This window comes from Streptomyces sp. NH27, assembly GCF_056859195.1.
Genome location: NZ_JACEGK010000776.1, coordinates 1 through 2,446, shown reverse-complemented (window position 1 = coordinate 2,446; position 2,446 = coordinate 1). Strand labels below are relative to the sequence as shown.

Annotated in this window: 1 protein-coding gene and 1 pseudogene; both read right to left on the bottom strand. The window is 74.4% G+C overall.

Annotated elements, in window-relative coordinates; genetic code table 11:
* On the bottom strand, positions 1 to 978 hold a 978-nt coding region (locus AC13HU_RS35665; protein WP_483046148.1), incomplete at its 3' end, for a cytochrome c oxidase assembly protein.
* Positions 979 to 1,379: 401 nt separating this feature from the next.
* A pseudogene (locus AC13HU_RS35660) lies at positions 1,380 to 2,446 on the bottom strand (TerD family protein); the annotation flags it as partial.

Genomic DNA, 2,446 nt, shown 5'->3' with positions numbered 1-2,446 from the left:
GGCCGGCACGGCGGCGGAGGGGGCGTCGCCCACGGAATCGCCCACGGGAGCCCTGGAAGGCGCCGACGGCGCCGCCTGCGCCATGTGCGCGGCCCGCGCCGACAGCACGGCCTCGCGGTCGAGGGCGGCGTCGAGCGCGGCGGTCCTGTCGCGGTCGGAGCGCCACCACTCCATGAAGACAAGCAGGAGGAACGGCAGGCCGACGAGTTCGGCCAGCGCGAGCATGAGCCCGCCGCCGAGCATCTGGTCGCGCTTGACGGAGGGCCCCCAGTCGCGGGTGTGCGTGTGGTACCAGTGCCCCGCGACGAGGGTGCCGCTGGTCATCACGACGATGCCGGGCACGGAGTCGAAGAGCCCGTCGAGGAAGACCAGCACCGCGCGTACCGGGTGGTTGCACCAGCGCGGCAGGAGTTCCTGGCGGCTGAGCATGGGCAGCACGAACAGGCAACCGGTGAGCAGCAGTTGAAGGTGCATCAGCTGCCGCACGGAGTCCTGGGCGAGCGCGTGCGCGAAGTACGGCGTGAAGTAGATGGTCAGTTCGGAGACGAGCACCAGGACCGAGCTGATCAGCGGGTAGGTGAGCACGCGCACCGGGCGGGAGGAGAACGCGCGGCGCAGCCGGCTGCCGGGGGCGGCGAGACCGAGCGGGTCGCCGAGCGCGAGGCCGAGCGGGGCGAACAGGTCGAGCAGGATGTTCTGCACGGCCGCGGGCCAGAAGAGCACCCGGTTGTAGACGGCGAGCGCGGACATGGTCGCGAACACCAGGGTGCCGAGGCCGAAGACGTAGAAGATCGCGACCCGCCACAGCGGCCAGCGGTCACCGGCCGCGAGTCTGCGCCGGACGCCGTATCCGTACGCCGCGCCGAGCAGGAGCACCGCGGCCAGGGCGACGCCGTCGAACTGCCAGGTGCCGAGGAAGCGGCTCCCCGTCAGCTCGGGCAGTGCCTGGAAGCCTGGCGTGGCTGCCGTGGTCGCCACATCTGTGCCTTTCGCGTGGGTCCTGGGCCGACGGAGCCACGCTAGTCCCCGGACCGGGCCGCCCGTACGCAGGGGGGCGGCTCGGGGCCGGGGTGTCGTCGAACGCCGTGGGTCGCCCGGACGTCCGTCGGACGTCCGTCACGCGTGCGTCGGACGTCTGTACGGCGCCGCCCCGGCTACCGCGTGACCCGGTGGGCGCCGGACGGCGCGGAGGGTCCGCCCTGGTCGGAGGCGTCCTCGGCGGCGTTCTCCGCGGCGTTCTCGCCGGGGTGCTCCCCCGCCGTCCAGATCCCGGCCTCGCGGAGGTGGGAGCCGATCGGGTCGGGCCCGAGGGCCGAACGGACCGGCTGCGAAAGCCCGATGGATGTGCGAGCCCGCCCCTCAGTACGCGCGGCCCGCCCTCACATTCCGTACGCCGGGCGGGCCGCCGCCAACCTGCGCAGCACCTGCGCCACCACCTGGCTGCCCGGCGGCACCAGCGCGGGTTCGTACGTCCACGCGTGGCCCACCCACGGGTCGGCGAGGTGGTCGCTGGGCAGCGGGGTGAGCCGCAGCATCGAGCGCCACAGCGGGTCGAGCACGGGCCCGTATGCCGAGGCGTCGTCGCGGTCGGCGACGAGCAGCAGATGGACGCCCGCGGCGGGCCCCTCGTCGGCGAGATACCGCAGCTGGTTGACGGCGCGGTCGTCGAAGCCGTACGGGAACTCGTTGACGATCAGCAGCTGTTCGGCCTGGTCGAAGCCGGGCGGCAGGGAGTCGGCGGCGCCGCCGCGCATGGCCATCTGGAGCAGGTCGACCCGCGCGGTGAGGCGGCCGAGCACCTCGCTGACGCCCGCGGCGCCCGCGGCCGGCGGCGGCAGCACCAGCGCACCGCCCGAGTACAGCGGGGCGAGCGCGGTGGCGGCCGAGCCGGCCGGGTCCAGCGCGTGCATGGCGAAGCCGCCCGCCGGGTGGCAGGCGAGCAGCCGGGCGGCGATCGCGACGGCGACCTGCATCGCGATGCCGCGGTCGTCGGCGCTGTCGATCCACAGGCCGCGCTCCAGCGGCAACCGGACCAGCAGCGGGATGCACAGCTCGGGCGCCTCGGGCACGGTGAGGCCGCCGAGCCGGACGGCGAGCGCCGGCTGCTCGGGCACGTCGTACGCGTGCCAGGCCGGGTTCTCCCAGCCGGCGAACGCGGGCGGCAGCGCGGGCTCGACCACCTCCGACTCGGTGGTGAGCTGGGCGAGGTCGCGGTCGAGCACGGCCCTGGCCTGGTCGACCAGCGCGACCTGCTTCATCATCGCCTGGTCCCGAGCCGCCTCGGCCTGCGGTCCGCCGCGGGTGCGAGGGTCGGCGAGCAGCGCGTCCATCTCCTGGTCGTAACGCGACTGCGCGAAGTCCTCGGCGCTGCGGTACGCGGCGACGGTACGGGCCAGGTCCTCGAACAGGCCCCAGATCTGGTTGTGCAGCCGCTCCTCCATCGTCC